This window comes from Zavarzinia sp., assembly GCF_041650655.1.
Taxonomy (GTDB): domain Bacteria; phylum Pseudomonadota; class Alphaproteobacteria; order Zavarziniales; family Zavarziniaceae; genus Zavarzinia.
In genome coordinates this window covers 1-24,078 of the sequence record NZ_JBAZKR010000052.1, presented here as the reverse complement: position 1 = coordinate 24,078, position 24,078 = coordinate 1, and the positions used below count along the sequence as shown (strand labels likewise).

The 24,078-nt window shown below is 69.5% G+C and carries 24 protein-coding genes; 10 read left to right on the top strand and 14 right to left on the bottom strand.

The features are described 5' to 3' along the window. Positions 1-61 precede the first annotated feature (61 nt). Positions 62-2,752: an HAD-IC family P-type ATPase gene (locus tag WC493_RS13235; RefSeq protein ID WP_373065999.1), complete on the top strand. Its 2,691-nt coding sequence runs from the start codon at positions 62-64 to the stop codon at positions 2,750-2,752. A 3-nt stretch (positions 2,753-2,755) separates the two neighbouring features. Here the strand turns inward: WC493_RS13235 and WC493_RS13230 are convergent, their stop codons facing one another. The 4 genes from WC493_RS13230 to WC493_RS13215 all read right to left on the bottom strand — a co-directional run bounded on the left by WC493_RS13230 (position 2,756) and on the right by WC493_RS13215 (position 6,756). Then, a complete protein-coding gene (locus WC493_RS13230) occupies positions 2,756-3,640 on the bottom strand; it encodes an SDR family NAD(P)-dependent oxidoreductase (protein ID WP_373065998.1) in 885 nt (294 codons plus the stop codon). 138 nt (positions 3,641-3,778) lie between these two features. Beyond that, the gene (locus WC493_RS13225; protein ID WP_373065997.1) at positions 3,779-4,594 is read right to left on the bottom strand and encodes a hypothetical protein; all 816 of its coding nucleotides are present in this window, start codon (positions 4,592-4,594) and stop codon (positions 3,779-3,781) included. A 35-nt stretch (positions 4,595-4,629) separates the two neighbouring features. Further along, complete coding sequence (locus WC493_RS13220; RefSeq protein WP_373065996.1) at positions 4,630-5,277, bottom strand: trimeric intracellular cation channel family protein; 648 nt, start codon at positions 5,275-5,277, stop codon at positions 4,630-4,632. A 336-nt stretch (positions 5,278-5,613) separates the two neighbouring features. Beyond that, positions 5,614-6,756 carry an acyl-CoA dehydrogenase family protein gene (locus WC493_RS13215; protein ID WP_373065995.1) on the bottom strand — a complete coding sequence of 381 codons (1,143 nt, stop codon included), beginning with the start codon at positions 6,754-6,756 and terminating at the stop codon, positions 5,614-5,616. A 141-nt stretch (positions 6,757-6,897) separates the two neighbouring features. Between WC493_RS13215 and WC493_RS13210 the strand changes: the two genes are divergently transcribed. Both WC493_RS13210 and WC493_RS13205 read left to right on the top strand, forming a co-directional pair. After that, the gene (locus WC493_RS13210) at positions 6,898-8,403 is read left to right on the top strand and encodes a helicase HerA domain-containing protein (RefSeq protein ID WP_373065994.1); all 1,506 of its coding nucleotides are present in this window, start codon (positions 6,898-6,900) and stop codon (positions 8,401-8,403) included. A gap of 18 nt (positions 8,404-8,421) precedes the next feature. Next, positions 8,422-8,712 (top strand): GIY-YIG nuclease family protein, encoded by a 291-nt coding sequence (locus WC493_RS13205; protein WP_373065993.1) that lies wholly within the window; start codon positions 8,422-8,424, stop codon positions 8,710-8,712. A 237-nt stretch (positions 8,713-8,949) separates the two neighbouring features. On the opposite strand, the gene WC493_RS13200 is transcribed toward WC493_RS13205, so the two are convergent. The 8 genes from WC493_RS13200 to mgtE all read right to left on the bottom strand — a co-directional run bounded on the left by WC493_RS13200 (position 8,950) and on the right by mgtE (position 17,261). Next, positions 8,950-10,203, bottom strand: coding sequence for an esterase-like activity of phytase family protein (locus WC493_RS13200; protein ID WP_373065992.1), 1,254 nt, complete (start codon positions 10,201-10,203; stop codon positions 8,950-8,952). Positions 10,204-10,208: 5 nt separating this feature from the next. Continuing rightward, a complete protein-coding gene (locus tag WC493_RS13195) occupies positions 10,209-11,003 on the bottom strand; it encodes an ABC transporter permease (protein ID WP_373065991.1) in 795 nt (264 codons plus the stop codon). After that, a complete protein-coding gene (locus WC493_RS13190) occupies positions 11,000-11,737 on the bottom strand; it encodes an ABC transporter ATP-binding protein (RefSeq protein ID WP_373065990.1) in 738 nt (245 codons plus the stop codon). Before WC493_RS13190 ends, WC493_RS13195 begins: the two co-directional genes overlap by 4 nt. Continuing rightward, complete coding sequence (locus WC493_RS13185) at positions 11,734-12,714, bottom strand: ABC transporter substrate-binding protein (RefSeq protein ID WP_373065989.1); 981 nt, start codon at positions 12,712-12,714, stop codon at positions 11,734-11,736. Before WC493_RS13185 ends, WC493_RS13190 begins: the two co-directional genes overlap by 4 nt. A 51-nt stretch (positions 12,715-12,765) precedes the next feature. After that, entirely contained in the window at positions 12,766-13,446 is a 681-nt protein-coding gene (locus WC493_RS13180) for a phosphatase PAP2 family protein (protein ID WP_373065988.1), read from the bottom strand. Beyond that, positions 13,443-15,107 carry an ArnT family glycosyltransferase gene (locus tag WC493_RS13175; protein WP_373065987.1) on the bottom strand — a complete coding sequence of 555 codons (1,665 nt, stop codon included), beginning with the start codon at positions 15,105-15,107 and terminating at the stop codon, positions 13,443-13,445. Before WC493_RS13175 ends, WC493_RS13180 begins: the two co-directional genes overlap by 4 nt. After that, on the bottom strand, positions 15,091-15,819 hold the full coding sequence (locus WC493_RS13170; RefSeq protein WP_373065986.1) for a glycosyltransferase family 2 protein: 729 nt from the start codon (positions 15,817-15,819) through the stop codon (positions 15,091-15,093). The genes WC493_RS13175 and WC493_RS13170 overlap by 17 nt, the downstream gene beginning before the upstream one ends. Positions 15,820-15,881: 62 nt before the next feature. Beyond that, positions 15,882-17,261: a magnesium transporter gene (gene mgtE / locus WC493_RS13165; protein WP_373065985.1), complete on the bottom strand. Its 1,380-nt coding sequence runs from the start codon at positions 17,259-17,261 to the stop codon at positions 15,882-15,884. A 179-nt stretch (positions 17,262-17,440) separates the two neighbouring features. Between mgtE and WC493_RS13160 the strand changes: the two genes are divergently transcribed. From WC493_RS13160 to WC493_RS13150, 3 genes are read left to right on the top strand one after another with little or no spacing between them, the layout of a single operon-like run. Then, complete coding sequence (locus WC493_RS13160; protein ID WP_373065984.1) at positions 17,441-17,965, top strand: sigma-70 family RNA polymerase sigma factor; 525 nt, start codon at positions 17,441-17,443, stop codon at positions 17,963-17,965. Between the two features lie 2 nt (positions 17,966-17,967). Next, positions 17,968-18,405, top strand: coding sequence for a hypothetical protein (locus WC493_RS13155; protein ID WP_373065983.1), 438 nt, complete (start codon positions 17,968-17,970; stop codon positions 18,403-18,405). Beyond that, on the top strand, positions 18,395-18,940 hold the full coding sequence (locus WC493_RS13150) for a periplasmic heavy metal sensor (protein WP_373065982.1): 546 nt from the start codon (positions 18,395-18,397) through the stop codon (positions 18,938-18,940). Before WC493_RS13155 ends, WC493_RS13150 begins: the two co-directional genes overlap by 11 nt. A gap of 2 nt (positions 18,941-18,942) precedes the next feature. Here WC493_RS13150 and WC493_RS13145 read toward each other — a convergent pair whose 3' ends face one another. Next, positions 18,943-19,941 (bottom strand): LLM class flavin-dependent oxidoreductase, encoded by a 999-nt coding sequence (locus WC493_RS13145; RefSeq protein WP_373065981.1) that lies wholly within the window; start codon positions 19,939-19,941, stop codon positions 18,943-18,945. Continuing rightward, entirely contained in the window at positions 19,938-20,567 is a 630-nt protein-coding gene (locus WC493_RS13140; protein WP_373065980.1) for a glutathione S-transferase family protein, read from the bottom strand. Before WC493_RS13140 ends, WC493_RS13145 begins: the two co-directional genes overlap by 4 nt. Positions 20,568-20,683: 116 nt before the next feature. Here WC493_RS13140 and WC493_RS13135 point away from each other — a divergent pair, with 116 nt between their 5' ends. The 4 genes from WC493_RS13135 to WC493_RS13120 all read left to right on the top strand — a co-directional run. Continuing rightward, entirely contained in the window at positions 20,684-21,298 is a 615-nt protein-coding gene (locus tag WC493_RS13135; RefSeq protein ID WP_373065979.1) for a 2-hydroxychromene-2-carboxylate isomerase, read from the top strand. Positions 21,299-21,382: 84 nt separating this feature from the next. Beyond that, entirely contained in the window at positions 21,383-22,558 is a 1,176-nt protein-coding gene (gene ubiM / locus WC493_RS13130) for a 5-demethoxyubiquinol-8 5-hydroxylase UbiM (RefSeq protein ID WP_373065978.1), read from the top strand. Between the two features lie 96 nt (positions 22,559-22,654). Further along, positions 22,655-23,509, top strand: a complete 855-nt coding sequence (locus tag WC493_RS13125; protein ID WP_373065977.1) for an inositol monophosphatase family protein — start codon at positions 22,655-22,657, stop codon at positions 23,507-23,509. A gap of 102 nt (positions 23,510-23,611) precedes the next feature. Continuing rightward, a partial coding sequence (locus tag WC493_RS13120; RefSeq protein ID WP_373065976.1) for a hypothetical protein occupies positions 23,612-24,078 on the top strand: 467 nt, incomplete at its 3' end.

The window sequence follows — 24,078 nt, the reverse complement described above, 5'->3', positions numbered from 1 at the left end:
TTGACAGAGTGGGGGCCGATCCCATATCCGCAGAGGCAGTGGCGTCGACGGGAGGCATGTCATGAACGAGAATTGGCATGTCCGCGAGGCCGGCGACGTCCTGGCCGAACTGGCCAGCGGCCCGCGGGGCCTCGGTGCCGAGGAGGCCGCCCACCGCTTGGCCGAATACGGCCCGAACGCCTTGCCCCAAGCGGAGCCACCGAGCGCCCTTCGCCGCTTCCTGGCCCAGTTCAACAGCGCGCTGATCTATTTCCTGCTGGCGTCGGCCGCCGCCGCCTCGGCGATCGGTCATTTCGTCGATGCCGGCGTGATCCTGGCCGTGGTCCTGGTCAACGCCGTGGTGGGCTTCCTCCAGGAGGGCAAGGCGCAGCGCGCGCTGGCCGCCATCGCCGCCCTGGTGGCGCCGCACGCCAATGTGCTGCGCGACGGTCGGCGGGAAGGGGTCGCGGTCGCCGACCTGGTGCCGGGCGACATCGTGCTGATCGAGGCGGGCGACCGGGTGCCAGCCGACCTGCGCCTGACCGTGGCCCATGCCCTGACCATCGACGAGGCGCTGCTGACCGGCGAATCGGTCGCTGCCGCCAAGACCACCGCCCCCGCACCCGCAGAGGCGGCGCTGGGCGAGCGTCACTCCATGGCCTATTCGGGGACGCTGGTCGCCGCCGGCCAGGGCCGCGGCGTGGTCACCGCGACCGGGCGAGAGACCGAGATCGGCCACATCGGCACCCTGGTCGGCACGGTGGATGCCGGGACGACGCCACTGCTCCGCCAGATGGACGGCTTCGGGCGCCGCATCACCGTGCTGATCGGCCTGGGCTCGCTGGTCCTCTTCCTCTTCGCCGTGCTCGCCCGCGGCTACGGCTGGAGCGAGGCACTGATCGCCGTGGTGGCGCTGGCCGTCGGCGTCATGCCCGAAGGGCTGCCGGCGGTGATGACCATCGCCCTCGCCATCGGGGTGCAGCGCATGGCGGCACGCAAGGCGGTGGTGCGCCTGCTGCCCGCGGTCGAGACGGTAGGCGCCACCTCTGTCATCTGCACGGACAAGACCGGGACTCTGACCCGGAACGAAATGACGGCGCGCCGCGTCGCGGTGCCCGGCCACGACCTGTTCGCCACCGGCGGCGGCTATGCCCCGGACGGCAAGCTGGAGAGCGAGGGCGACGATGTCGCGGCGCTGGCCGCCAGCCTGCCGCTGCTGCGCTGCGCCGTGCTCTGCAACGACGCCCGCCTGCATCCGGTGGACGGCCAGTGGCGGGTCGAGGGCGATCCCATGGAAGGCGCCCTGCTCGCCCTCGCCGGCAAGGCCGGCATCGACACCCTCCACTTGCGCAGCGAATGGACACGGCGCGACACCGTGCCTTTCGATGCCCGCCACCGCTTCATGGCGACGGTGAACCACGGCGCCGACGGCCGCACCTATCTCTGCGTCAAGGGCGCGCCGGAACGCCTGCTGCATCTATGCACGCGCCAATTGATGCCCGACGGCAGCATCGTGCCCCTCGATTCCCGCCACTGGCATCTCCTGGTCGAGGAAGCGGCGGCGGCGGGCGAGCGGGTGCTGGCCTTCGCCGCGGCCGAGGCGCCGGCAGGCCCCATCAGGGCCGATGCCCTGGGGGCCGAGCCGGTCTTCCTCGGCCTGGTCGGCTTCATCGATCCGGCGCGCGACGAGGCGGTGGCGGCCATCGCCGAATGCCGCTCGGCCGGCATCGCGGTCAAGATGATCACTGGCGACCATGCCGCCACGGCACTGGCGATCGCCCGGGCGCTCAATCTCGCCGACCGCCCCCTGGTCGCGACCGGGGCCGATGTCGACCGGCTGAGTGATGCCGATCTGCCCGATTTCGTCCAAAAGGCGGATGTCTTCGCGCGCACCAGCCCGGAACACAAGCTGCGCATCGTGCAGGCCCTGCAATCGCGCGGTGCCGTCGTCGCCATGACCGGCGACGGCGTGAACGACGCACCGTCCTTGAAACAGGCCGACGTCGGCATCGCCATGGGCGGCAAGGGCACCGACGCGGCGCGGGAAGCGGCGCGGATCGTTCTGCTGGACGACAATTTCGCTTCGATCGTCGCGGCCGTGCGCGAGGGCCGCACGGTCTACGACAATATCCGCAAGGTGATCGCCTGGACCCTGCCGACCAATGGTGGCGAGGGGCTGACCGTGATCGCCGCCATCGCCGCCGGCGTAGTCATGCCCATGAGCGCGGTGCAGATCCTGTGGGTCAACCTGGTGACCGCGGTCACCCTCGGCCTCGCACTCGCCTTCGAGCCGGCCGAGCCGGGCCTGATGGCGCGGCCGCCACGCAGCGCCGGGGCGCCCCTGCTCGACGGTTTCATGGCCTGGCGGGTGGTCTTCGTTTCGTTGCTCTTCGCGCTCGCCTGCCTCGGCGTCTTCCATCTCGCCCAAGCCCAGGGGCGCGACCTCGAGACGGCGCGCACCATGGTGGTCAACACGCTGGTGGTGCTCGAGATCTTCTATCTGTTCAACGTGCGCTACCTGAGCCTGCCCTCGGTCACGCTGCGCGGCTTCTTGGGTACGCCGGCCGTGCTCTGGGCGGTCGGGCTGGTCAGCCTGGCGCAGCTGCTCTTCACCTATGTGCCGCTGTTCCAGGAAGTGTTCGGGACGCGGGCGCTGACGCTCGCCGAAGGGGCGGTGCCGGTCGCGGCCGGCGTCGGCCTGATGATCGCGCTCGAGGCCGAAAAGGCGGTGCTGCGCCGCTTCCGCCTGTTCGGGCAGGGCGGCGCAGCCTGAGCCTTACGAGAAGATGGTGGCCAGCTTCTCGTTCGAGGAGAAGGCCGGGGTGGCGCCGCTCATGTCGGTGATCTTGTCCCAGGCGGCGGCGACGTCTTCCGCCGTCGCCTCGTGGCCGAGCTTCACGCCCGTGCCTTCGACGATCTGCACCAGCGAGTAATAGCCGGCACCAGCTTCCAGGATGACGCCGTTCGGCGAATTTTCCTGAACGAGGTGCAGCACGCCGGAGGTCACCAGTTCGGGCTTCAGGCCTTCCAGGATCGCGGGCGGCAGCAGGTTCTCGGTCATGCGGGTGGCGGCGACCGGGGCGATCGTGTTCACGCGGATGTCGTGCTTCTGGCCTTCCAGCTTCAGCGTGTTCATCAGGCCGACCAGGCCGAGCTTGGCCGAGCCGTAGTTGGCCTGGCCGAAGTTGCCGTAGAGGCCCGAGGCCGAAGAGGTCATGACGACACGGCCGTAGTTGCCCGCCATCAGGTGCGGCCAGGCCGCCTTGGTGACATAGACCGAGCCCATCAGGTGGACTTCGACCACCAGCTTGAAGTCGGCCAGTTCGACCTTCGAGAAGCTCTTGTCGCGCAGGATGCCGGCGTTGTTGATGACGATGTCGAGCTTGCCGTAAGCGTCGATCGCGGTCTGTACCAGGGCCGCCGCGGTTTCGGGCGTGGAGACCGAATTGGTGTCGGCCACCGCTTCGCCGCCGGCCGCCTTGATTTCGTCGACCACGCGCTGGGCGGCACCGGCCGAGGAGCCGGAACCGTCGACCGCACCACCGAGGTCGTTGACCACGACCTTGGCGCCCCGCGCGGCGAGGGCGAGGGCGTGCGAACGGCCGAGGCCGCCGCCGGCACCGGTGACGATGGCAACGCGATTGTCGAAGCGGATGGACATGCGAACTCTCCGTCTTTCCTTAGTTTCTTGGTGCACTCTGGCCCGGGGGGTTCTATTGCCCACCGGAGCCATAGGGTCAAGGCCCCTGTGGCGCCGCCGCAGGGCTGTTCCGGCCTGACGTAGGGGAAGGTTGGAGTGTCAGGGCCACTTCGCCGGCTGAGGCGGCAGGCTCCGCTGCATGGCGTCGCGCTCGGCCCTGGTCAGGTCGAGCCATTTCAGCTTGAGGTCGAGCGGCATGGTCACCGTACCGTCGGCGGTGACGCCCAGGATCAGGGCGCGGCCGGCGTCGACCACGATCGGCTTGGTCCGCGCCGGCACCGACCATTTCCGCCGCACGGCCTGGCCGTCGGGCCCGGCGCCGACCACCTGCCAGGCCTTCTGGCCGCAGGCTTCGACGCGCAGGGGGGCGAGCTGCAGCACCTTGTTGCGCAGGGCCGACCTCGTCGCCATCCCGTCCCGCCAGGTATTGCGCGCATAGAAGATCGAACCGATCCCGAGTGCTGGGACGAGCGGCACCGAGACGGCATAGGTGGCGACCCGGTTCCAGAACTTGGAGAGCGCGAGATCGGTGGTCAGATGGCCGGGCACGGCGGGATCGGCCATCACTTCGGCGCTGTAGTCGCCGAAATGGAAGTCGACGAAATAGTCGTTCACATCCTGGCGGACCTCCGGCGTGCCGCGGCCGCCGGCGATCAGGGTACCGCTGCAGGAGACCAGCACACCGCCATGGGTGGTGCATTTGCCGTTCTCGATCCGGCCGTCGGCGACCGGGCGGGCGGTTTCCAGGACCTGCCAGTCCGCCAGCAGGTCGTGGATCGGCTGGATCGTGATCAGCAGGCCGCCGCCGAATAGGAGGACGACGCCGAACAGGGCGAAGATGGTCGCGCCGACGCCGTGACCGGGCGGCTTCGCCGTCAGCGGCCGGTCCGGAAACGCAATCCCGTGGTCGGACATCGTTCACCCCCCGGTTCGAGCCCGGCGGGATCCTATCACGGCTCGTTGCGCTGCGGCAGGGCCAGCGTCCACTGGCGGTAGAGGCCGAGCAGGCGGAGGGCGACGCAGATCGCCGCCCCCGCCAGCATCCCCGGCAGGGCGCCGATGTCGATCCAGTCGCAGGCGACGACCACGAGGCCGCCCGCCAGCGCCGCCACGGCATAGATCTCGCGCTGGAGCACGAGCGGGGTGCGCGTCACCAGCATGTCCCGCAACATGCCGCCGCCGATGCCGGTGACCATGCCGACCACGGCCGCCATCACCGGATCGACCCCGAAAGCCAAGGCCTTCTGGGTTCCCGCCGCAGCGAACAGGCCGAGGCCGATCGCGTCGAACAGGCGGACCGGCCGGCGGATCCGCGCCACCTGGCGGCGGGCCAGGATCGTGAAAGTACCGCCCGCCATGGCGAGGGCGAAATTATGCCAGTCCGCCAGGGTCTCGACCGGCGTCGCACCGATCAGCAGGTCGCGCGTGATGCCGCCGAACAGCGCAGTGACGAAGCCGAGCAGCAGGATGCCGAAAACATCGAGCTTCTCGCGAAGGCCGAGCACGGCGCCCGAGATGGCGAAGACGAAGATGCCGATCCCGTCCAGCAGCAGGATCAGCCATTGCACCGATTGTTCGAGCGGTACCTGTCCCGGCATCGTTTCCCCACATGGCCCGTCCGTCCCGGCCGGCCACGACGATACGATTTCGCCAGAGCAGCGGGAAGCCGCCCCTACCGTCATGGCCGGGTTCGCTGTACGGCTGTCCGGTCGAGGGCGCCGGGTCGTTCGAGGTGACTTGGCACCACTCAACGTCGTCATGCCCGGGCTTGTCCCGGGCATCCACGTCGCGACGTGCCGCCGTCGTCGACGCAAGGGGCGGCGTGGCGGCGTGGATGGCCGTGTCGAGCACGGCCATGACGATAGAGAGTGGTGCACGGAGGTCGTGAAACGACCCCGGCGCCCTCGGCCGGACAGCCGTGCGGCGAGCCCCGCTCAGCGGGTCAGGCTGCGGGCGATCACCATCTGCTGGATCTGGCTGGTGCCTTCGTAGATCCGGAAGATGCGGACGTCGCGGTAGAAGCGCTCGATGCCGTAGTCGGCGACATAGCCGGCGCCGCCGAAGATCTGCACCGCCCGGTCGGCCACCCGGCCCACCATCTCGGAGCAGAAATATTTGCAGCAGGCGGCCTCGGTCGAGACATTCTCGCCGGCGTCGAAGCGGGCGGCGGCATCGCGCACCATGCATTGGCCGGCATAGATCTCGGTCTTGCAGTCGGCCAGCATGGCCTGGATCAGTTGGAAATCGGCGATGCGCTGGCCGAACTGCTTGCGCTCGCTGGCATAGGCGATGCTGTCCGCGAGCAGGCGAAGCGCCACGCCGACGCAGACCGAAGAGATGTGCAGCCGCCCGCGGTCGAGCACCTTCATCGCGGTCTTGAAGCCCTTGCCCTCGATGCCGCCGATCAGGTTTTCCGCCGGCACGCGGGCGTCCTCGAAGATCACGTCGGCGATCTTGGCGCCCTGCTGGCCCATCTTCTTCTCAGGTCTGCCGATGCGGACACCCGGCGTGCCCGCTTCGACCACGAAGGCGGAAATGCCGCCCGCCCCCTTGATCGCGGGATCGGTCCTCGCCATCACGGTGAAGATGCCGGCCGTGGGCGCATTGGTGATGAAGCGTTTGGTACCGTTCAGCACGTAATGATCGCCGTCGCGCCGGGCCGAGGTCTTCAGCGAGGCGGCGTCCGAGCCCGCCTCCGGCTCGGTCAGGCAGAAGGAGGAGGTCAGTTCGCCCGAGGCGAGCTTCGGCAGGTAGCGGGCCTTCTGTTCCGCCGTGCCGTCGATGATCAAGCCTTGCGCGCCGATCCCGACATTGGTGCCGAAGGCGGAGCGGAAGGCGGGCGACGTCTGGCAGAAGGTGAACATCACCTCGATCTCGTCGCTCATGGCGAGGCCGAGGCCGCCGTATTCCTCCGGGATCGAGAGACCGTAGAGGCCGAGCTCGCGCATCTCGGCCAGGATCTCGGCCGGCACCGCGTCGTCGTCGGAGACGCGCGCCTCGGCCGGGCGCAGGCGCTCGCGCACGAAGCGCTCCAGGGTCTCGATGAACTGGGCGCGGGTCTCGCGGTCGATCGCCATTCTCTCCCCTCCGGTGCCGGATTTTCTTGGCCGCGGAGTGAAGCACTTTCTATTTCAGTCGACCAGCGTTCCGGCGCAGGCGATTGACTCCCGCGTCGAAGCCACTATGACGGGGGCCTCGGCGGGCGAGGGTTCGGTGGCATGAAGGTTGGAATCGAGATGGGGGTGCAGGGAAGCGGCGCGCCCGCCCTGCTCGATCTCGAAGAACTGCTGGCCACCCGCCTGCTCGTCCAGGGCAATTCGGGTTCGGGCAAGTCGCACCTTTTGCGCCGGCTCCTGGAACAGAGTGCCGCCTATGTCCAGCAGGCGGTGATCGACCCGGAAGGCGATTTCGTCACCCTGGCCGAGAAATACGGTCATGTCGTGGTCGAGGCGACGCGCTCCGAAGGCGATCTCACCCGGATCGCCTCCCGCGCCCGCCAGCACCGCGTCTCGGTCGTGCTCAGCCTCGAAGGCCTGGATGCCGAGGAACAGATGCGCGCCGCCGCCGCCTTCCTGGGCGGGCTCTTCGATGCCGAGCGGGACTATTGGTACCCGATGCTGGTGGTGGTCGACGAAGCCCAGCTCTTCGCCCCCGCCGCTGCGGGCGACGTTTCGGACGAGGCCCGCAAGCTCAGCCTCGGCGCCATGGCGAACCTGATGTCGCGCGGGCGAAAACGCGGCCTGGCCGGCGTCATCGCCACCCAGCGCCTGGCCAAGCTCGCCAAGAATGTCGCCGCCGAAGCCTCCAACTTCCTGATGGGGCGGACCTTCCTCGACATCGACATGGCCCGGGCCGGCGATCTTCTCGGCATGGACCGGCGCCAGGTCGAGATGTTCCGCGACCTCGCCCGCGGCCATTTCGTGGCGCTCGGCCCGGCGCTCTCCCGCGTGCCGCTGCCGATCCGGATCGGCGCGGTCGAAACCTCCGGCCGGTCCACCAGCCCCGTCCTCGTGCCGCTGCCCGACGTGCCGCCGCCGGAAGATGCCCGCGACCTCCTGTTCAAGCCGGGGGCGGACGAGCCCGCCGTCTACCGTCCGGCGCCGCGCGTGCCGGTGGCGGCGCCGACCGCCGACATCATGCTGGAACTGGCGCGGAAGCGCCCGGCGCTCGGCCCGCCGCCGCCCGCGGAAGAGCCGGACGACGGCCTGACCGAGGCCGAGCGCAAGACGGCGCATCAAGAGATCATGCGCGAGATCCTGGCCGACCGGGACGCCGCCTATCGCACCGTCGCCGTGCTCTACCAGGATTTCCTGGTGCGCTGCCGGATCCGCCGCCTGACCGGCACGCCGCCCGACCTCGCCGCCTTCCGCCGCCTGCTCGCCCTGGTGCGCGCCGGCATCGATCCCGAGACGGGCGACGATTCGCCGGCCGCCCGGGCGATCGAGATGGCGGCGAAATTGCCCGAGGACATCCAGGGCATCTTCCTGCTGCTCGCCCAGGCGGCCATCGCCGGCCGGCCCTGCCCGCCGGATGCCGCGCTGGCCCGGGCCTATGGCACCCAGTCCCTGGGCCGGGCGCGGCGCCTGCTCGCCTATCTCGAGGAATGCGGCGTCATCGTCTGCCGCAACGATTTCCGCGGCGCCCGCGTCGTCGCTGTGCCCGACCTCGGCGTCGAGACCGCACCCGGCGACGCCAACGCCCCGGACGAGATGGCGGTCGAGTAGCAGGGGCCGGGGGGGGCGATGGGGGGCTGGGTCTATATCGTCACCAACCGGCCGAATGGGACGCTCTACGTCGGCGTGACCGGCGATCTCCTGCGCAGATCGTTTGAGCATCGTGAGGGGCTGGTCGACGGATTCACCAAGCGCTACGGCCTGAAGCGACTGGTCTGGTACGAAGCCCACGACGAGATCGCCCTGGCTATCCAGCGCGAAAAGAACATCAAGCATTGGCCCCGCGCCTGGAAGATGCGGCTGATCCACGCCGCGAATCCGACCTGGGCCGACCTCTACGACGCTATTTCCAGCCCCTGACGGTACCGGCATTTCCGCCGAGACTGGGCTCGCCTCTCTATCGTCATGGCCGTGCTCGACACGGCCATCCACGAGAACACCGCGCCGGGCGGAGAGACGTGGATCGCCGGGTCGAGCCCGGCGATGACGATCAAAGGCTATCGTTCCCGACGACACCACCACGCGCTTTCGCCAACCGGACAGCCATGAGACTTCGCCCGGCCATGACGACAGAGAGCCAAGCTTGCGCCACGCCCCTCAGATGATCGGGCTGTCGAAGCGGAGCACGCAGACCGAGCTTCGCTCGCCCCTGATGCCGAAGTCGTCGTCGTCGATCACCACCAGGGTGCGTTCGTCGAACCAGGACAGGCCCTCGATCTTGGTCGGCAGGCTGGATTCGCGGTCCGAATCGAGGATCAGGCGCTTTTCCAGGATCGGCAGGCCGAGTCGCTTCAGGGCGCGGCCGTCGGTCTCCTCCAGGGTCGGGCGGTGCTCGATCTCCAGCCAGGCGGGGGGCAGGCGCAGGTCCGCGGTCAGGCGGACGTGGAAGATCTTCGAGGCCTTCGCGGTCCGCTCGACGACGAGAAGGTCATAGGGGCCGACCGAGCTCATGTCGCCGATCTTCACGTCGTCGCGTTCGGCGTCCTTGTCGGTCTTGAAGGCGTTGGGCCGCTCCAGGCGATAGAGATGCTCGCATTCGACCTCGCGCTTCTTCACGTCGAAGGTGACGAGGCGGAGGTTGCGCGACCAGAGCGCCACCGACGGGTGGGGATGACCCAGCGCGCTCTGCGTCATGAAATGCAGGTGGCGCCCGTCGGACGACAGGGTCAGCCCCTCGAAGCCGCGGTTGAGCCGGCGCCGGGCGAAGACCTCGGGCAGGCGCTCGCGCACCGGATAGGGGGCGCGGCGGTAGAAGCGGGCGTTGCCCTTGGGCACGAGCCGTTCGATCACCGTACCGTCGGCGGCGATGTGCAGCAGGCTCGGGCCATATTCCTCGCCCGCCCAGAAGGTGCCGTCGGCCGCCGCGGCGACCGATTCGGGATCGACGCCGCCGGGATCGCCGGGCAGCAGTTCGCCGGAAAGATCGAAGGCTTGTTCGGTGTCGCCGGCGGCTTCGGCATCGCGCGGTGTGGGCAGGCCGCTCAGCGCCTCGCCCTTGGCGTCGCGAAGGCCGAGCTTGGAGGCGAGGCGGACCCGGGTCGCCGCGATGTCCAGGCCGACGATGGCGGGCTGGAACGCCGGCATCGGGAAGATCTTGGCCTTTTTGTCGCCGCCCGCCAGTTCGTCGGCGCCCTTGCCCAGGATTTCCTTCGCCTCGTCGGCGGGGATGTTCGGCCCGCGGTCGGTGATGGCGAAGAGGCGGCCCGGCGGATCGCCCGGCCGCCGCGACAGGCCCGAGCCGATGCCGAGCGAGAGGCGAAGCTCGTTGACGCCTTCCGCCTTCACCCGGCCGAGGTCGAAGGGCCTGACCGGCAGGGGGATGCGGCGGATTTCGGTCAGCCTGGCGGCCATGTCTCTCAGCCCTCGGTTTCTTCTTCTGTCCTGGCGCTCTCGTGCCAGCGGCGCAGGATCAGGTGGGAGAGTGCCGTGAGCAGGGCGAAGATCGCAATACCGGCGAAGGCGATCAGGGCCAATGCGGCGAACATGCGCGGCACATTGAGCCGCTGCCCCGCCTCGATGATGCGCCAGGCGAGGCCGGTCGCTCCCCCCGCCGTGGTCGAGGAGACGAATTCGGCCACCACCGCGCCGATCAGGGCGAGGCCGCCGGCGATCCGAAGCCCGGACAGGAAATAGGGCAGGGCGCTCGGCAGATGCAGCAGCCACAGGGTCTCCAGCCGTCCGGCGCCCTGGAGGCGGAAGAAATCTTCGAGCCCGGGATCGACCGAACGCAGCCCCAGCATGGTGTTGGACAGGATCGGGAAGAAGGCGACGATGGTGGCGCAGACCAGCATCACCGCGAAGGGATCCTCGACATAGATCAGGATGAGCGGCGCGATCGCCACGATCGGCGTCACCTGCAGGATCACGGCGTAAGGGTAGAGGCTCCGCTCGATCCAGCGGCTCTGCCGGAACAGGACGGCGAGGGCGAGGCTCGCCACCGCCGAGGTCGCCAGCGCCGCGAAGGTGATCTTCAGGGTGACGAAGAGCGAGACCGCCAGGATCGCCCGGTCGGCCCACAGCGTCTCTGCGATCAGCGACGGCGCCGGCAATATATAGGGCGGCAGACCGCGGACCCGGACCAGCTCCTCCCAACCGGCCAGCACGAAAAGGGCGACCAGCAGCGGCGCCGAGCGTTGCGAGAGCCGTCTCATGCCGCCATCGCCCGGCCGAGGGCGGCGGAGACCAGGCCGCATTGCCGCGCGTAATCGGCCGAGGCGCGGAAGGCGGCACCATCCGCGCTGTGCCCGATCGTGAGACTGTCGGCGACACGGCCGGGCCTGGCGCTCATCACCGCGATCCGGGTCGAGAGATAGACGCTCTCGAACACGCTGTGGGTGACGAAGAGCACGGTCAGGCCCTGGGCACGCCAGAGGTCGCGCAATTCGTCGTCCAGGCGAAGGCGGGTGATCTCGTCCAGTGCCGCGAAGGGCTCGTCCATCAGCAGAAGCTCGGGCTTGGCCGAGAAGGCCCGGGCGATCGAGACGCGCATCTTCATGCCCCCGGAGAGTTCGCGCGGCACCGCCTTTTCGAAGCCGGCGAGGCCGACCATCTCGATCGCCGCCTGCGCCGCCGCCAGCCGTTCCGCCCGGTCGAGGCCCTGGAGGCGGAGCGGCAGGGCGACATTGTCGATCACGCTGGCCCAGGGCATCAGGGTCGGCTCCTGGAAGACGACGCCGATGCGCGGCCGCGCGCCGGCCCAGGCGATCGCGCCTTCGGTCGGCCGTTCCAGCCCCATGACGAGGCGGAGCAGGGTGGACTTGCCGCAGCCCGACGGCCCCAGGATCGACAGGAACTCGCCCCGTTCCACCTCGAGCGAGACGCCGGACAGTGCCTGGGTGCCCGAAGCGAAACGGTGGCCGAGACGGTCGAGGCCGAGCAGCCTCACTTCAGGCCGACACCCTTGTTCACGAATTGCAACGTATAGGCCTTGGTCAGCGCCAGGTCGGCCGGATAGATGCCGGCCTTCACCGTGCCGTCGAAGAAGCTCTTCCAGCGGGCGTCGGTCATGGCGCCGATGCCGTGGGTGAGCGCGTCGCCCGATTCGACGATGCCGTGCTCGTTCAGCACCTTGATCGCATAGGCGAGCTGGTCGTCGGTCATGTCCGGATTGGCCGCCTTGATCAGGGCGTTGGCCTTGGCCGGATCGCCGCGGAGATAGGTCTTCCAGCCGATCGCGCTGGCGTCGACGAAGCGCTGCACGAGATCGGGCTTGCCGTCGATCATGTCCTGGCGGGCTTCGATCGTGGTCGAATAGGTATCGTAACCGTAATCGGCCAGGAGCAGCACGACGGGCTTCACGCCGGCCTGTTCGACCGTATAGGGCTCGGACGAGAGATAGCCCTGCATGACCATCATCTTGTCGGCGAGGAAGGGGGCGGCGGAGAAATTATAGGGGCGGATCTGGTCGTCGGTATAGCCCTGCGTCCGCTTCAGCCACAGCCAATAGGTCTGCAAGGCATCCTTGGAGAGCAGGATCGGCCGGCCTTTCAGCGAAGCGAGATCGGTCACGCCCGTATCGGGATGGGCGACCAGCACGCGCGGTTCCTTCTGGAAGATCGAGGCGACGGCGCGGATCGGGATATTGTTCTGCACGTAGTTGAGGGCGCCGTAACCTTCGCCGCCCATGTTGAAGTCGACCCTGCCGGCGGCCAGCAGCAGGGCGTGATTCACCTGCGGCCCGCCCATGCGGATCTCGACTTCGAGGCCGTATTTCTCGTAAGTGCCGTCGGCCACCGCCTGGTAGAAGCCGCCATGCTCGGCCTGGGCCAGCCAATTGGTGCCGAACACCACCTTGTCCTTGGCCAGCGCCGGCGCCGTCATCCCCGCGAAGGCCAACGCCAGGGCCAGAAGCCGCTTCACCATGTCCCGTCTCCCCTTTGGAAGGTTAAGAGGATAGGCCGGGACGCGGCGCGTTCAAGCCCTCGCCTGCACCGCGAGCGGTCCGAGGCCGCGGGCACGGCAGGCTTCGGCCAGGGCGAGGGTGACGATGGTGCCGAGGGCATAGCCGGCGATCACGTCGGAAGCATAGTGGTTCAGCATCACCGCGCGGGCCACGGCGGGCAGTACGGCGAGGGCCATGAACACCGGCCGGAGCCGGGGCCAGAGACAGCCGAGGGCCGCAGCGAAGCCGGCGATCGCCTGGGAATGGCCGGAGGGGAAGGAATTCCAGTCCGCGCTGATTTCGAAGAAATGGACGCCGTAAGTGCCGTCGGCGACCAGCAGGCGCGGCCGCGCCCGGGCGACCAGGATCTTGATCACATTGATCAGCCAGCCGCCCATGGCGACCGCGCCGATGACGAAACCGGCCCGAACCACCCAGTCCCGGCGGCGGCGCCACAAGGCCCAGGCCAGCACGGCGGCGGCGGAAGCGAACATCCAGCCCGAACGGCCGACCTCGTCGATCGCGGCGAAAAAGGCCTTGTCCCCTGCCGGCAGGCTATAGAGCCAGAGCGCCAGCGGCCGGTCACCCCAGAAGCCGAGGGTGAGCAGGCCGAGGCAGGCCGCCGCGGTCACGGCGCCGTGCCGGGCCAGGATCCGGGCCGTGCCGGCCATACTGTCCTGGGCCAGGGTCCAGATCAGGGCGGCCGGGCTCATGGCGTGCGTTGCAGGATCGCGATGTCGACCGGCTTGCCGCGCGAGACGTTGATGCCCTTCACATGGGCGAGGTCCTGGAAGCCGGTGCTGCCGATCGCGGCCTTGAAGGCGTCCATGCTGCCGGCCTCGACCAGGGCGACGGCGCCCGGCGTCGCGGCGAAGATCCGGCCGGCGTCTTCGGCGCCGGTGATCTTCAGGTCGGTCCGGGTCTCGAACACCAGGCTCGGCTCGCCATAGCCGGTGGCGACCAGGGCGGGCGCATTCTCGAGGCCCAGGCGGTCGAGTTCGGCGCGGACGCCGCGTGCCGGCCAGAGCGCGTCGATCCCGGGCAGGATCGCGCTGAAGGCGGCGCCATAGAGGAAGGCGGCGCCGACCACCATGATGGGGATCGCCCGCCCGGCGGCACCGCGCGCCAGCAGGACCAGGGCGGCGACGGTGGCCATGGCACCGACGGCGGCGGCGGCGATGCCGGCGAGGCCCGGCCCGCCGGCGAAATGCCATTCGAGCCCGGCGAGGCCGCAGCCGAGGGCCAGGCCGACCGCACCGAAGACCGCGAGGACCAGGAACCGCCACGCCTTGCCGAGCCCCGTCTCCGGCCGGAAGCCGTCCAGTGCCGCGGCGGTGCCGAGCAGCAGCAGGGCCGGGAAATAGGGCAGGGTGTAATGGGGCAGCTTGGTCGGCACCAACTCGAACAACAGGAAGCCGGGCACCGCCCAGGCGAGGCAGAAGCGCACCCAGGGCTCCCGCCGCTGCGCGAAGGCCCAGGGAATCCCGAGGCCGACCAGCACGGCGCCGGGCCACAGCATGGCGGACAGGGTGACGAAGTAATAGCCGGGCGGGGCGCCGTGGCTCTCCTCCCCGCCGAGCAGCTTGGGCACGAGGTCGCCGCCGACCGAATTGGCCAGGAAGGCGCCCTTGGTCAGCAGCGTGATGGCGACGATCCAGGGCACCGCGATCGCCGCCACGATGATGAGGCCGGCGAGCGGGCGGAGCGCCTTCAGATAGTCGAGCGTGCGCCCCTTGCCGCGGTCGGCGATCGCCAAGCTGGCGACGGCGAGGGCGGCGATCAGGGGCGTGATCGGTCCCTTGATCAGGATGCCGATGCCCATGAAGGCCCAGCCCGCCAGCGGCGCGGCGATCGAAACCGCCTGACCCGCCGCCCGCCGGACATAGACCAGGCCGAAGGCGGCGAGCGCGCCGACGGTCGAGCCGAGCAGCATGGCGTCGGTCTTGGCCAGGCGCGCCTCGATATTCATGGTCAGGGCCGCGGCCAGCAGGGCGGCGGCGGCGAAGGCGACATTCTCGCCCGCGAAGCGCCGCCCGAAACCATAGAGCAGGAGGACGCCCATCATGGCGCCGAGCAGGGAGGGCAGGCGGTAGACCCAGATCGGGCTGGCCGCGCCCTCGCCCACCAGGGCGACGGCGGCCGATTGCAGCCAATAGATGCCGATCGGCTTTTTGTAGCGCGGCACGTCCTGGAAGCGGATGTCGACGTGATTGCCCGTCTCGGCCATCTGCCGGCTGGCCTGGGCGAAGCGGGATTCGTCGCGGTCGGTCGGCGGCAGGGCGGCGAGGCCCGGGGTCAGGACGGCGAGGCAGAGCAGGACGAGGGCCAGGAACCTGGCCCAGGACGCCCCCGCCTGCTCAGCGGGCGCCGCCATCGTCGCGCAGCCGGATCGGGAAGTGGGAGCGCTTGATCAGCCACCAGACGCCGAACAGGTCGGTCGCGCCGACCAGGGCGCGGTCGAGCGTGCCGTATTTCGAGGTGCCGGCTTCCCGTGCCCGGTGGTTCACCGGCACCGGCACGACCTTGGCGCCATGGCGCCGGGCCAGCGCCGGGAGGTAGCGGTGCATATGGTCGAAATGCGGGAATTCCATGAACAGGTCGCGGCGGAACATTTTGAGGCCGCAGCCGGTGTCCTTGGTGCCGTCGTTCAGCAGCTTGCGGCGCAACCAGTTGGCGAAACGCGAGGCATAGCGCTTCTGCCAATTGTCGTTCCGCTTGATTCGCTCGCCGGCGATCACGCCCGGCTGCTCCGGCCCGTTGGCCACGGCCCAGAGCTTGGGCAGGTCGGCCGGGTCGTTCTGGCGGTCGCCGTCGAGCGTGCCGATCCAGGTGCCCTTGGCGGCCAGCACGCCCGAGCGCACGCCCATGCTCTGGCCATAACGCCGGGCGTGGCGCACCAGGCGCAGTTCCGGCGTGTCGCCCATGCGGGCCTGGAGCCGGGCCGCGGTGGCGTCGTCCGAACCGTCGTCGACGAAGATCACCTCGAAGGCGATGCCCAGCGGGCGCAGGGCCGCCAGCACTTCGTCCAGCAGGGGGACGACGTTTTCCTGCTCGTTCAGGGCCGGAATGACGATACTGAGATCCATGGTGGGCAACTCGCTGGCCAAACGTGCAAGGGTCTAGCCTCTCGCCGCCCGTTTGTCACCCGTCACAGCAGAATGACCGAGGCGAGGCCAAGGAAGGCGAAGAAGCCGACGACATCGGTCACCGTGGTGACGAAGACGCCGGAGGCCACGGCGGGATCGACCCCGACCCGTTCGAGCGTGAGGGGGACCAGCACGCCGGCCAGCGCCGCCGCCACCATGTTGATGATCATGGCGAGGCCGAAGACGATCCCCAGGTCGAAATTGCCGAACCAGGCAAAGCCGATGGCGCCCACGATCGCGGCGAAGACCAGGCCGTTGATGGCGCCGACCAGCACTTCCTTGAGCACGACGCGCTTGGCGTTGGTCGAGGTCAGCTCGCGCGTCGCCAGGGTGCGGACGGCGACGGTCAGGGTCTGGGTCGCGGCATTGCCGCCCATCGAGGCGACGATCGGCATCAGCACGGCGAGCGCCACGATCTTCTCGATCTCGGCATCGAACAGGCCGATCACGGCCGAGGCCAGGAAGGCGGTGCCCAGATTGACGAAGAGCCAGGCGAAGCGCGTCCGCGTCGTGGTCCAGACCGATTCCTGGATGTCGGTCTCGGCCACGCCGCCGAGCAGCATGGCGTCCTCTTCGACTTCTTCCTCGATCACGTCGGCGACGTCGTCGGCCATGATGACGCCGGCCAGGCGGCCCTCGCGGTCGACCACGGCGGCGGAAACCAGGCGGTATTGCTGGAACAGGAAGGCGACTTCTTCCTGGTCCATGTCGACCGGGATCAGATGCTCCGCCTCTTCCATGATCATGCCGAGGGGGAGGTCGGCGTTGGAGCGCAGCACGCGGTCGAGCGGCAGCTTGCCGACCGGGCGGCGCTCCCCGTCGACGATCTCGATCTCGAAGAAGCGGTCGGGCAGTTCCGCCTCGTTGCGCAGGAATTCGAGGAGCCGGCCCACGGTCCAGAAATCCGGCACCGCGACCACGTCGGGCTGCATCAGCCGGCCGGCGGAATCTTCCGGATAGGACAGGCCTTCCTGCAGCGTGGCGCGCTCGTCCGCCGGCAGTTCGGCCAGGACCTCGGCCTGTTGCTCGTCGTCGAATTCGTTGAGGACATAGACCGCGTCGTCGGTGTCGAGCTGGGACAGCGCGGCGGCGGTTTCGCGCGGGCCGATCAGGTCCAGCACTTCGGCCAGGACCGGGCCGTGCAGTTCGGACAGAAGCTCGGGGTCGAGGTCGTCGCCGAGCGAGGCGAAGAGGACGCGGCGCTGGTCGTGCGACAGATGCTCGATCAGGTCGGCCAGGTCGGCGACATGGAGGGCGCCGGCGAGGCCACGCACCGCCTCGGCCTCGCCGCTGTCGAGCGCCGCGACGATGTCGTCGTGCAGTTCCCCGTCCGATCCGGCAATGCGGTCGTCGAGCGGTTCGCGCAGTTGCGTCTCACCCATGATAGATTCCTGCGCAACAAGCCCGCCCGTTGCCGAAGCTAGCGAAGCCCGGCCCGGTGCGAAAGGGGCCGGCGCAGGAATCTACCGGCCGGTGCGTTCCATTGCCGTAACAGGACGCATGACAGGACAGGATGATGGGCATCTCGCCCGCGACTTCGGTGCCCGACGATGACTTGTTGATGGCACGGATTGCCGGCGGTGACGAGGCGGCCTTCGCCCTGCTCATGGACCGCCACCTGTCGCGCGCCGTCGCTTTGGCACAGCGCGTGACGGGCAGCCGCGCCATCGCGGACGAGATCGCGCAGGAAGCCTTCCTGCGGGTCTGGACCCGAGCGGCGGCCTGGCAGCCGACGGCGCGCGTCTCGACTTGGCTGTGGCGGATCGTGATGAACCTTGCCCTCGACCATATGCGGAAGGCGCGCCCGACCCCGCTCGACGACATCCCGGAACCGGTCGACCCCGGCGAGGACCCGGAGATGGCGACCGAACGGGCGGCGCTCGCCCGCGCGCTCGATGCGGCCCTCGGCGGCCTGCCGGAGCGCCAGTCGCGCGCCGTGCGGCTCTGCCTGGTCGACGGCTTCAGTCAGGCCGAGGCCGCGGCCGTGCTGGAGGTCAGCGAAGGCGCCCTCGAATCCCTTCTGGTCCGGGCCCGGCGCGCCTTGCGCGCCAGCCTGGCGGACTATGCCCCGGCGGAGGCCGGCTGATCATGACCCGACCGATGACCGACAAGCATTTCGCCGAACTCCTGGACCGCCTGGGTCCCGATCTCGAAACCTGGCCGCCCGTCCTGGCGATCGAGGCGCGCGGCCTGCTCGCCACCTCGTCCGCCGCCCGGATCCTGCTGGCGGAGGCGCAGCGGCTCGATACCCTGGTGCGCCGCCCGGCGCCGGACGTGGCCGACCTGAAGGCCCGCATCCTGGCCGCGGCCCGCGCCACGGGCCAGACCATCCGCGACACTGTCGTGCCCTTCCGGCCGCGCCGCTTCCTGGCGCCGGCCGCCTTTGCGCTCGCCGCCTCGCTGCTGATCGGCGTCTTCGCCGGCTGGTCGGGCCTGATCGGCGATCCCCTCACCACCTATGCCGGCGACGATGCCGCGAGCCTCGAGCTTCAGGCCCTGACGGCGGGAGATTCCTATGACAGTTGATCGCCGCTGGTTCATCGGCCTGATCGTCGCCCTGGTGGTCTCGCTGGGCGCCAATCTGGTGGTCGCCGGCATCGTCGTCGCTCATCGCTGGGTTCCGCCGCCACCGCCGCCCTTCGCCCTGGGCGGACCCAGCGCCACCGAAGGCCTGTTCGGCCAGCTCTCGCCCGAGGGGCGGGACGTGGTCCGTGAGACCATGCGGGCCACGCGCAAGGAATTGCGCGACGAATTCCTGGCACTGCGTGAGAGCCGGAAGCAGGTCAAGGCCCTGCTCGAGGCCGATCCGCTCGACCAGGCGGCCCTGGCGGCGGCGCTCGACCACATGAATGCGCAGAATGCCGCGATCCAGGCCCGCTATCAGCGCGCCTTCGTCGAGGTGGCGAGCAAGCTCTCGGTCGAGGATCGCCGCCGCTTCAAGCCGAGCCGAGCCGACGACGGCCGCCCGCCCCGGCCGGAAGGGGCGGAACACGGCGGCCCTCCCGGCGGCCCGATGCTGGACGGCCCGATGCCGGATGATATGCCGCCGCCCCGGCCCTGACGTCACCAGGTGCCGGGCGCCAGCAGCTCGTAGGAGCGCAGCCGCGCGGCGAAGTCGTAGGTGATGGTGACCATCATCAGCTCGTCCGCCCCGACGCTCTCGGCCATGGCGCTCAGCCGCTCCTTCACTTGGTCGGCCGAACCGGCGACGCCCCGGGCCGCGACCAGCGCCAGGCGGCGGCGCACGTCGACCGGCAGGGTGTCGAGGTCGATGCCGTCCGGATCGGGGAAGGGGATGTTGCGCCCGGCCAGCAGATTGAGGACCCAGAGGTCCCGCGTCTTGGCCAGGCGCCGCGCCTCCGCCTCGGTATCGGCGGCCAGGGCGAAGACCGCCAGCATCAGGCGCGGCCGGTCGAACAGGCCGGGCCGGAAGCTCCGCCGGTAGGTCTCGACCGCGACGGCCAGACTGTCCGGATTGATGAAATGGGCGAAGGCGAAGCCGGCCCCCAGCGCCCCGGCATAGGCCGCCGAATCCCCGCCCGAGCCGAGCAGCCAGAGCTCCGGCATGGTTTCGCCCCGGGGCTGGGCGGCGATCTTGGCGAAGGGATGGTCCGGCGCCAGGTTGTCGCGCAGGAAACCCACGAGGTCGACGAGCTGTTCGGGAAACACTTCCGGGCCATAGGCGCTCGGCCCCGGGCGCAGCGCCGCGGTGGTGCGCTGGTCGGCCCCCGGCGCCCGGCCGAGGCCGAGATCGATCCGCCCGGGGTGCAAGGTCTCCAGCATGCGGAAGGCTTCGGCCACTTTGAGCGGGGCGTAATGGCTCAGCATGACGCCGCCGCTGCCGAGGCGGATCTTCTCCGTCACGGCCGCCAGATGGGCGATCAGTACTTCCGGGATCGAGCCGGCGAAGGCGGCCGAGGCGTGATGCTCGGCGCACCAGAAGCGGTGATAGCCGAGCGCCTCGACATGCTTGGCCAGGGCCACGGTCTCGGCGATCGCCTGGGACGGCGTGCCGCCGTCCCTTATCGGCGACTGGTCGAGGGCCGAAAGGGTGAAGCTCATGGCGCCGGCGTCGCCATCAGGGCGTCGTCGAGTGCCGCCGCGCGCTGCGCCGCCGGCCGGCCCTGCAGGCGGGCGGCATAGGCTTCGAACACGGGTCGGCGCGGGATCGAGCCGAACTGCAGGCCGAAGCCGATCTGCGCGCCGACATAGACGTCCGCCGCCGAGAAACGCTCGCCCAGCAGATAGGGGCCGGGGGTGAGGGCGCCTTCGAGGGCGGCCATGACCTCGTCGAAGGAGCCGTAGCCGACCATGCGCCGCTGCTCGGGCGGGACCTGGACGCCCATGGCCCGGTCGGTCACCGCGGCTTCGAGCGGCCCGGCCGCGAAGAAGAGCCAGCGGTAATAGGGGCCGCGGGCGCGGTCGCCCGGCGCCGGGGCGAGGCCGGCTTCGGGAAAGGCGTCGGCCAGATAGGCGCAGATCGCCGCCGCCTCGGTCACCACCGTGGTGCCATGGACCAGTGCCGGCACCTTGCCCATGGGATTGATCGCCAGATAGTCGGGCGACTTCATGGTGCCGCCATAGGTCAGGATCTCGGCCCGGTAGGGCTGCCCCACTTCCTCCAGCATCCAGCGCGCGATCCGCCCGCGCGACATCGGGTTGGTATAGAAGACCAGTTCGTCCGCCACGGCATTCCTCCCCAGGGTCTGGTGACGCGCCAAGCCTACACGGGCGGCGGCGATGGCGCATGGCCACCGCTTCATGGCACGATCGCGAAAACGTCAGGGCAGGGAGGAGCCGGACTGTGCCGCATCTCGAATTCTTCTTCGATATTTCGAGTCCCTGGACCTATCTCGCCTTCACCCGGATCGAGGCGGTGGCGGCGGAGGGCGGGGCGACCTTGACCTATCGCCCGTTCCTGGTCGGCGGCGTCTTCAACGCGGTCAACGACAGTGTCTATGCCTGGCGCGAGAAGCCGAACCCGGTGAAGCTCCGCTATTACGTCAAGGACATGCAGGATTGGGCGCGGGAAGTCGGCATCGTGATCGGCCAGCCGCCGGTCTTTCCGGTCAATAGTGTGAAGGTGATGCGGGGCTGCTTCGTCGCGGCCGAGCACGGCGTCCTGGTGCCCTATGCCAAGGCCCTGTTCGAAGCCTATTGGGGCCGGCTCGAAGACATTTCCCAGGATGCGGTGATCGCCCCCGTGCTCGCTGCCGTCGGTCTCGACCCGGCGGAATTCTTCGCCAAGATCGCCGCGCCCGACTATAAGGACCGGCTGCGCGCCAATACGGACGAGCTGATCGCCCGCGGCGGTTTCGGCTCGCCCACCATGTTCGTCGACGGGGACGACATGTATTTCGGCAACGACCGCCTGCCCCTCGTGCTCTCCGCCCTGAAGCGGGCGCAGGCGCGGGCATAATGCCGCCCCGCACCGCTGGCGGCTTGACAAGGGGCGCTCGAAAAACGCTTGGTTTGCGAAACGCGATCGACGAGGACGACGGTCATGAAGGTTGATGTGGCGATCATCGGCGGCGGGCCGGCCGGCCTCAGTTTCGCGCGGGCGCTCTCGGGCTGCGGCCTTGCCGTCGCCGTGGTGGAGCAGCAGGGCCACGACGCCCTGGCCGATCCCGCCTTCGACGGCCGCGAGATCGCCCTGACCCATGCCTCGCGCCGGATCATGGAAGAGCTCGGCCTGTGGGAGCGCCTGCCGGCCGAGGAAATTTCCCCGCTCCGCGATGCCAAGGTGATGGACGGGCCGTCGCTCTTCGCCATGAAGATCAGCGCTTCCGCCTCGGGCCACGACCAGCTCGGCTTCCTCGTTCCCAACCACCTGATCCGCAAGGCCGCCTTCGAATCCCTGATGGCGGCTGGCGAAGCCACGCTGCTGGCCGGCGTCCGTCTCGTCTCGCTGGAGCGGCGGGCGGAGGATGTGCTGCTCACCCTGTCCGACGGCACGACGATCGAGACGCGCCTCCTGGTCGCGGCCGACAGCCGCTATTCCGAGACCCGGCGGATGCTCGGTATCGGCGCCGCGTCGCGCGATTTCGGGCGGACCATGATGGTGTGCCGGGTCGAGCACGAATTGCCTCATGATCACGTCGCCTGGGAATGGTTCGGCTATGGCCAGACGCTGGCCATGCTGCCGCTCAACGGCAACCGCGCTTCGGCCGTGCTGACCCTGCCGGAGCACGAGATGAAGGCCACCATGGCGCTCGACGACGAGGCCTTCGGCCAAGCGATCACCGCGCGTTACGACGGAAGGCTCGGCCGGATGCGGGTGATCTCCACCCGCCATTCCTACCCCCTCGTCGGGGTCTATGCCCATCATTTCGCCGGCACGAGGGCGGCCCTGATCGGCGATGCCGCGGTCGGCATGCACCCGGTCACCGCCCATGGCTTCAACTTCGGCCTGCAGAGCGCGGAGCGCCTGTCGAGCCGGATGCGCAAGGCGATCGAAGGCGGGCGGGATTTCGCCGCCAATGCCCTGCTGGCCGATTACGAACGGTCGCACCGCCTGGCCACCTTCCCGCTCTACCAGGGCACCAATGTGATCGCCTCGCTCTATACCGACGACAGCGGCCCGGCCCGCCTGCTGCGCAAGGCGGCGCTGCATGTCGCCGACCGCCTGAGCCCGGTGAAGCGCGCCATCGCCGCCCATCTGACCCAGTCCGTCGCCTGAGGAACCGGGGCGGCGTTTGACCCCGCCGCCCCGTCCTGATAGGGTCCGCGCCCGCTCACAGCAGCGGCCGCTCCTTCTCCAGTCCGAGGTTCTCCGATGGCGTTCCGTTCGCCGCTCATCAACGTCATGGCGTCCGCCGCCACCAAGGCCGCCCGCGGCCTGAAGCGCGATTTCGGCGAGGTCGAGAACCTCCAGGTCTCGAAGAAGGGGCCGTCGGATTTCGTCTCGGTCGCCGACCAGAAGGCGGAAGACGTCCTCTATGCCGAACTGGCGCGCGTGCGCCCCGACTTCGGCTTCCTGATGGAAGAGCGCGGCATCGTCGAAGGCAGCGACAAGTCGCACCGCTGGATCATCGATCCCCTGGACGGCACCACCAATTTCCTGCACGGCCTGCCCCATTTCGCGATCTCGATCGGCTGCGAGCGCGACGGCGAGGTGATCGCCGGCGTGGTCTACAACCCGATCACCGACGAGATGTATTGGGCGGAGAAGGGCGCCGGCGCCTATTGCAACGACCGCCGCCTGCGGGTCGCCGTCCGCAAGGACCTGAAGGAATGCGTGATCGCCACGGGCATTCCGTTCCACGGCCGGGGCGACCACATGCGCTTCCTCAAGGAGCTCGGCCTCGTCATGCGCGAAGTGGCCGGCGTCCGGCGCTTCGGCTCGGCCGCCCTCGACCTCGCCTTCGTCGCCGCAGGCCGCTTCGACGGCTTCTGGGAGACCGGGCTGCAATCCTGGGACATTGCGGCGGGCATCATCCTGGTGCGCGAGGCGGGCGGTTTCGTGACCGACGTGCGCGGCGCCAAGAAGGTCCTGGAAGCGCCCGAGATCATCGCCGGCAACGAGATCGTGCACGAGAAGCTGCGCCGCCTGGTCGAGCGCGCCGGCCTCGGCCCGAAGCGCGTGAAGCCGCGCAAGGATGCCGCAGAGGGCGAAAAAGAGGCGGAATGATCGGCAGTTGCGCGACGGTGGCGTGGCATCGCACCATTTCGCCGGTTTCGCGACTCGTCTCTTCCTGATAAGAGAGCAAGGCAACTGGGGAGTACAAGGGGCATGAGGGCAGCCGCCAGGGCACGGCAAGGCGTCGGGGCCGCGAGGTCCTGCGTTTCTATCGCCGCCCTTCTGGTCGCCTTGGCCGGGTTCATCGCCTCGGCACCCGCCCATGCCGGTGGCAATGACGACGACCAGTCGACCGGCCTGCATCTCACCGTTCCCGCCATCATCCACCCGGCGCCCGCGCGCCGCGGCCAGGGCAACGACCTCGGCGTCGACTATCAGACGATCGTCATCGGTGGCACCCATCAGCCCTCGGTCACCGTCGACATGTCGGTGCTGGACGATCTGGTCGGCAGCCCGCCACCGCGTCCCGCGCGCCCGGCCCGCCCGCGCAAACCCGCCCCGGCGACCGCCGCCCGCCCGGCCTCGCCGCCGCCCCCGCCGGTCGCGGAAGCCGCTCCCGTGCTGACGCCGCCGGCCCCGCCGCCACCACCCGTGGTGGAAGCGGCAGCCCCGCCGCCGCC

Bases quoted from the DNA above. Each gene is read 5' to 3' on its own strand.
- WC493_RS13175 (WP_373065987.1), bottom strand. From the start codon at position 15,107: ATGGCGGCGCCCGCTGAGCAGGCGGGGGCGTCCTGGGCCAGGTTCCTG.
- WC493_RS13235 (WP_373065999.1), top strand. From the start codon at position 62: ATGAACGAGAATTGGCATGTCCGCGAGGCCGGCGACGTCCTGGCCGAA.
- WC493_RS13215 (WP_373065995.1), bottom strand. From the start codon at position 6,756: ATGGCGATCGACCGCGAGACCCGCGCCCAGTTCATCGAGACCCTGGAG.
- WC493_RS13180 (WP_373065988.1), bottom strand. From the start codon at position 13,446: ATGAGCCCGGCCGCCCTGATCTGGACCCTGGCCCAGGACAGTATGGCC.
- WC493_RS13155 (WP_373065983.1), top strand. From the start codon at position 17,968: ATGACCCGACCGATGACCGACAAGCATTTCGCCGAACTCCTGGACCGC.
- WC493_RS13225 (WP_373065997.1), bottom strand. From the start codon at position 4,594: ATGTCCGACCACGGGATTGCGTTTCCGGACCGGCCGCTGACGGCGAAG.
- WC493_RS13220 (WP_373065996.1), bottom strand. From the start codon at position 5,277: ATGCCGGGACAGGTACCGCTCGAACAATCGGTGCAATGGCTGATCCTG.
- WC493_RS13230 (WP_373065998.1), bottom strand. From the start codon at position 3,640: ATGTCCATCCGCTTCGACAATCGCGTTGCCATCGTCACCGGTGCCGGC.
- WC493_RS13170 (WP_373065986.1), bottom strand. From the start codon at position 15,819: ATGGATCTCAGTATCGTCATTCCGGCCCTGAACGAGCAGGAAAACGTC.
- WC493_RS13200 (WP_373065992.1), bottom strand. From the start codon at position 10,203: ATGGCCGCCAGGCTGACCGAAATCCGCCGCATCCCCCTGCCGGTCAGG.
- WC493_RS13125 (WP_373065977.1), top strand. From the start codon at position 22,655: ATGGCGTTCCGTTCGCCGCTCATCAACGTCATGGCGTCCGCCGCCACC.
- WC493_RS13150 (WP_373065982.1), top strand. From the start codon at position 18,395: ATGACAGTTGATCGCCGCTGGTTCATCGGCCTGATCGTCGCCCTGGTG.
- ubiM (WP_373065978.1), top strand. From the start codon at position 21,383: ATGAAGGTTGATGTGGCGATCATCGGCGGCGGGCCGGCCGGCCTCAGT.
- WC493_RS13195 (WP_373065991.1), bottom strand. From the start codon at position 11,003: ATGAGACGGCTCTCGCAACGCTCGGCGCCGCTGCTGGTCGCCCTTTTC.
- mgtE (WP_373065985.1), bottom strand. From the start codon at position 17,261: ATGGGTGAGACGCAACTGCGCGAACCGCTCGACGACCGCATTGCCGGA.
- WC493_RS13145 (WP_373065981.1), bottom strand. From the start codon at position 19,941: ATGAGCTTCACCCTTTCGGCCCTCGACCAGTCGCCGATAAGGGACGGC.
- WC493_RS13210 (WP_373065994.1), top strand. From the start codon at position 6,898: ATGAAGGTTGGAATCGAGATGGGGGTGCAGGGAAGCGGCGCGCCCGCC.
- WC493_RS13185 (WP_373065989.1), bottom strand. From the start codon at position 12,714: ATGGTGAAGCGGCTTCTGGCCCTGGCGTTGGCCTTCGCGGGGATGACG.
- WC493_RS13160 (WP_373065984.1), top strand. From the start codon at position 17,441: ATGGCACGGATTGCCGGCGGTGACGAGGCGGCCTTCGCCCTGCTCATG.
- WC493_RS13205 (WP_373065993.1), top strand. From the start codon at position 8,422: ATGGGGGGCTGGGTCTATATCGTCACCAACCGGCCGAATGGGACGCTC.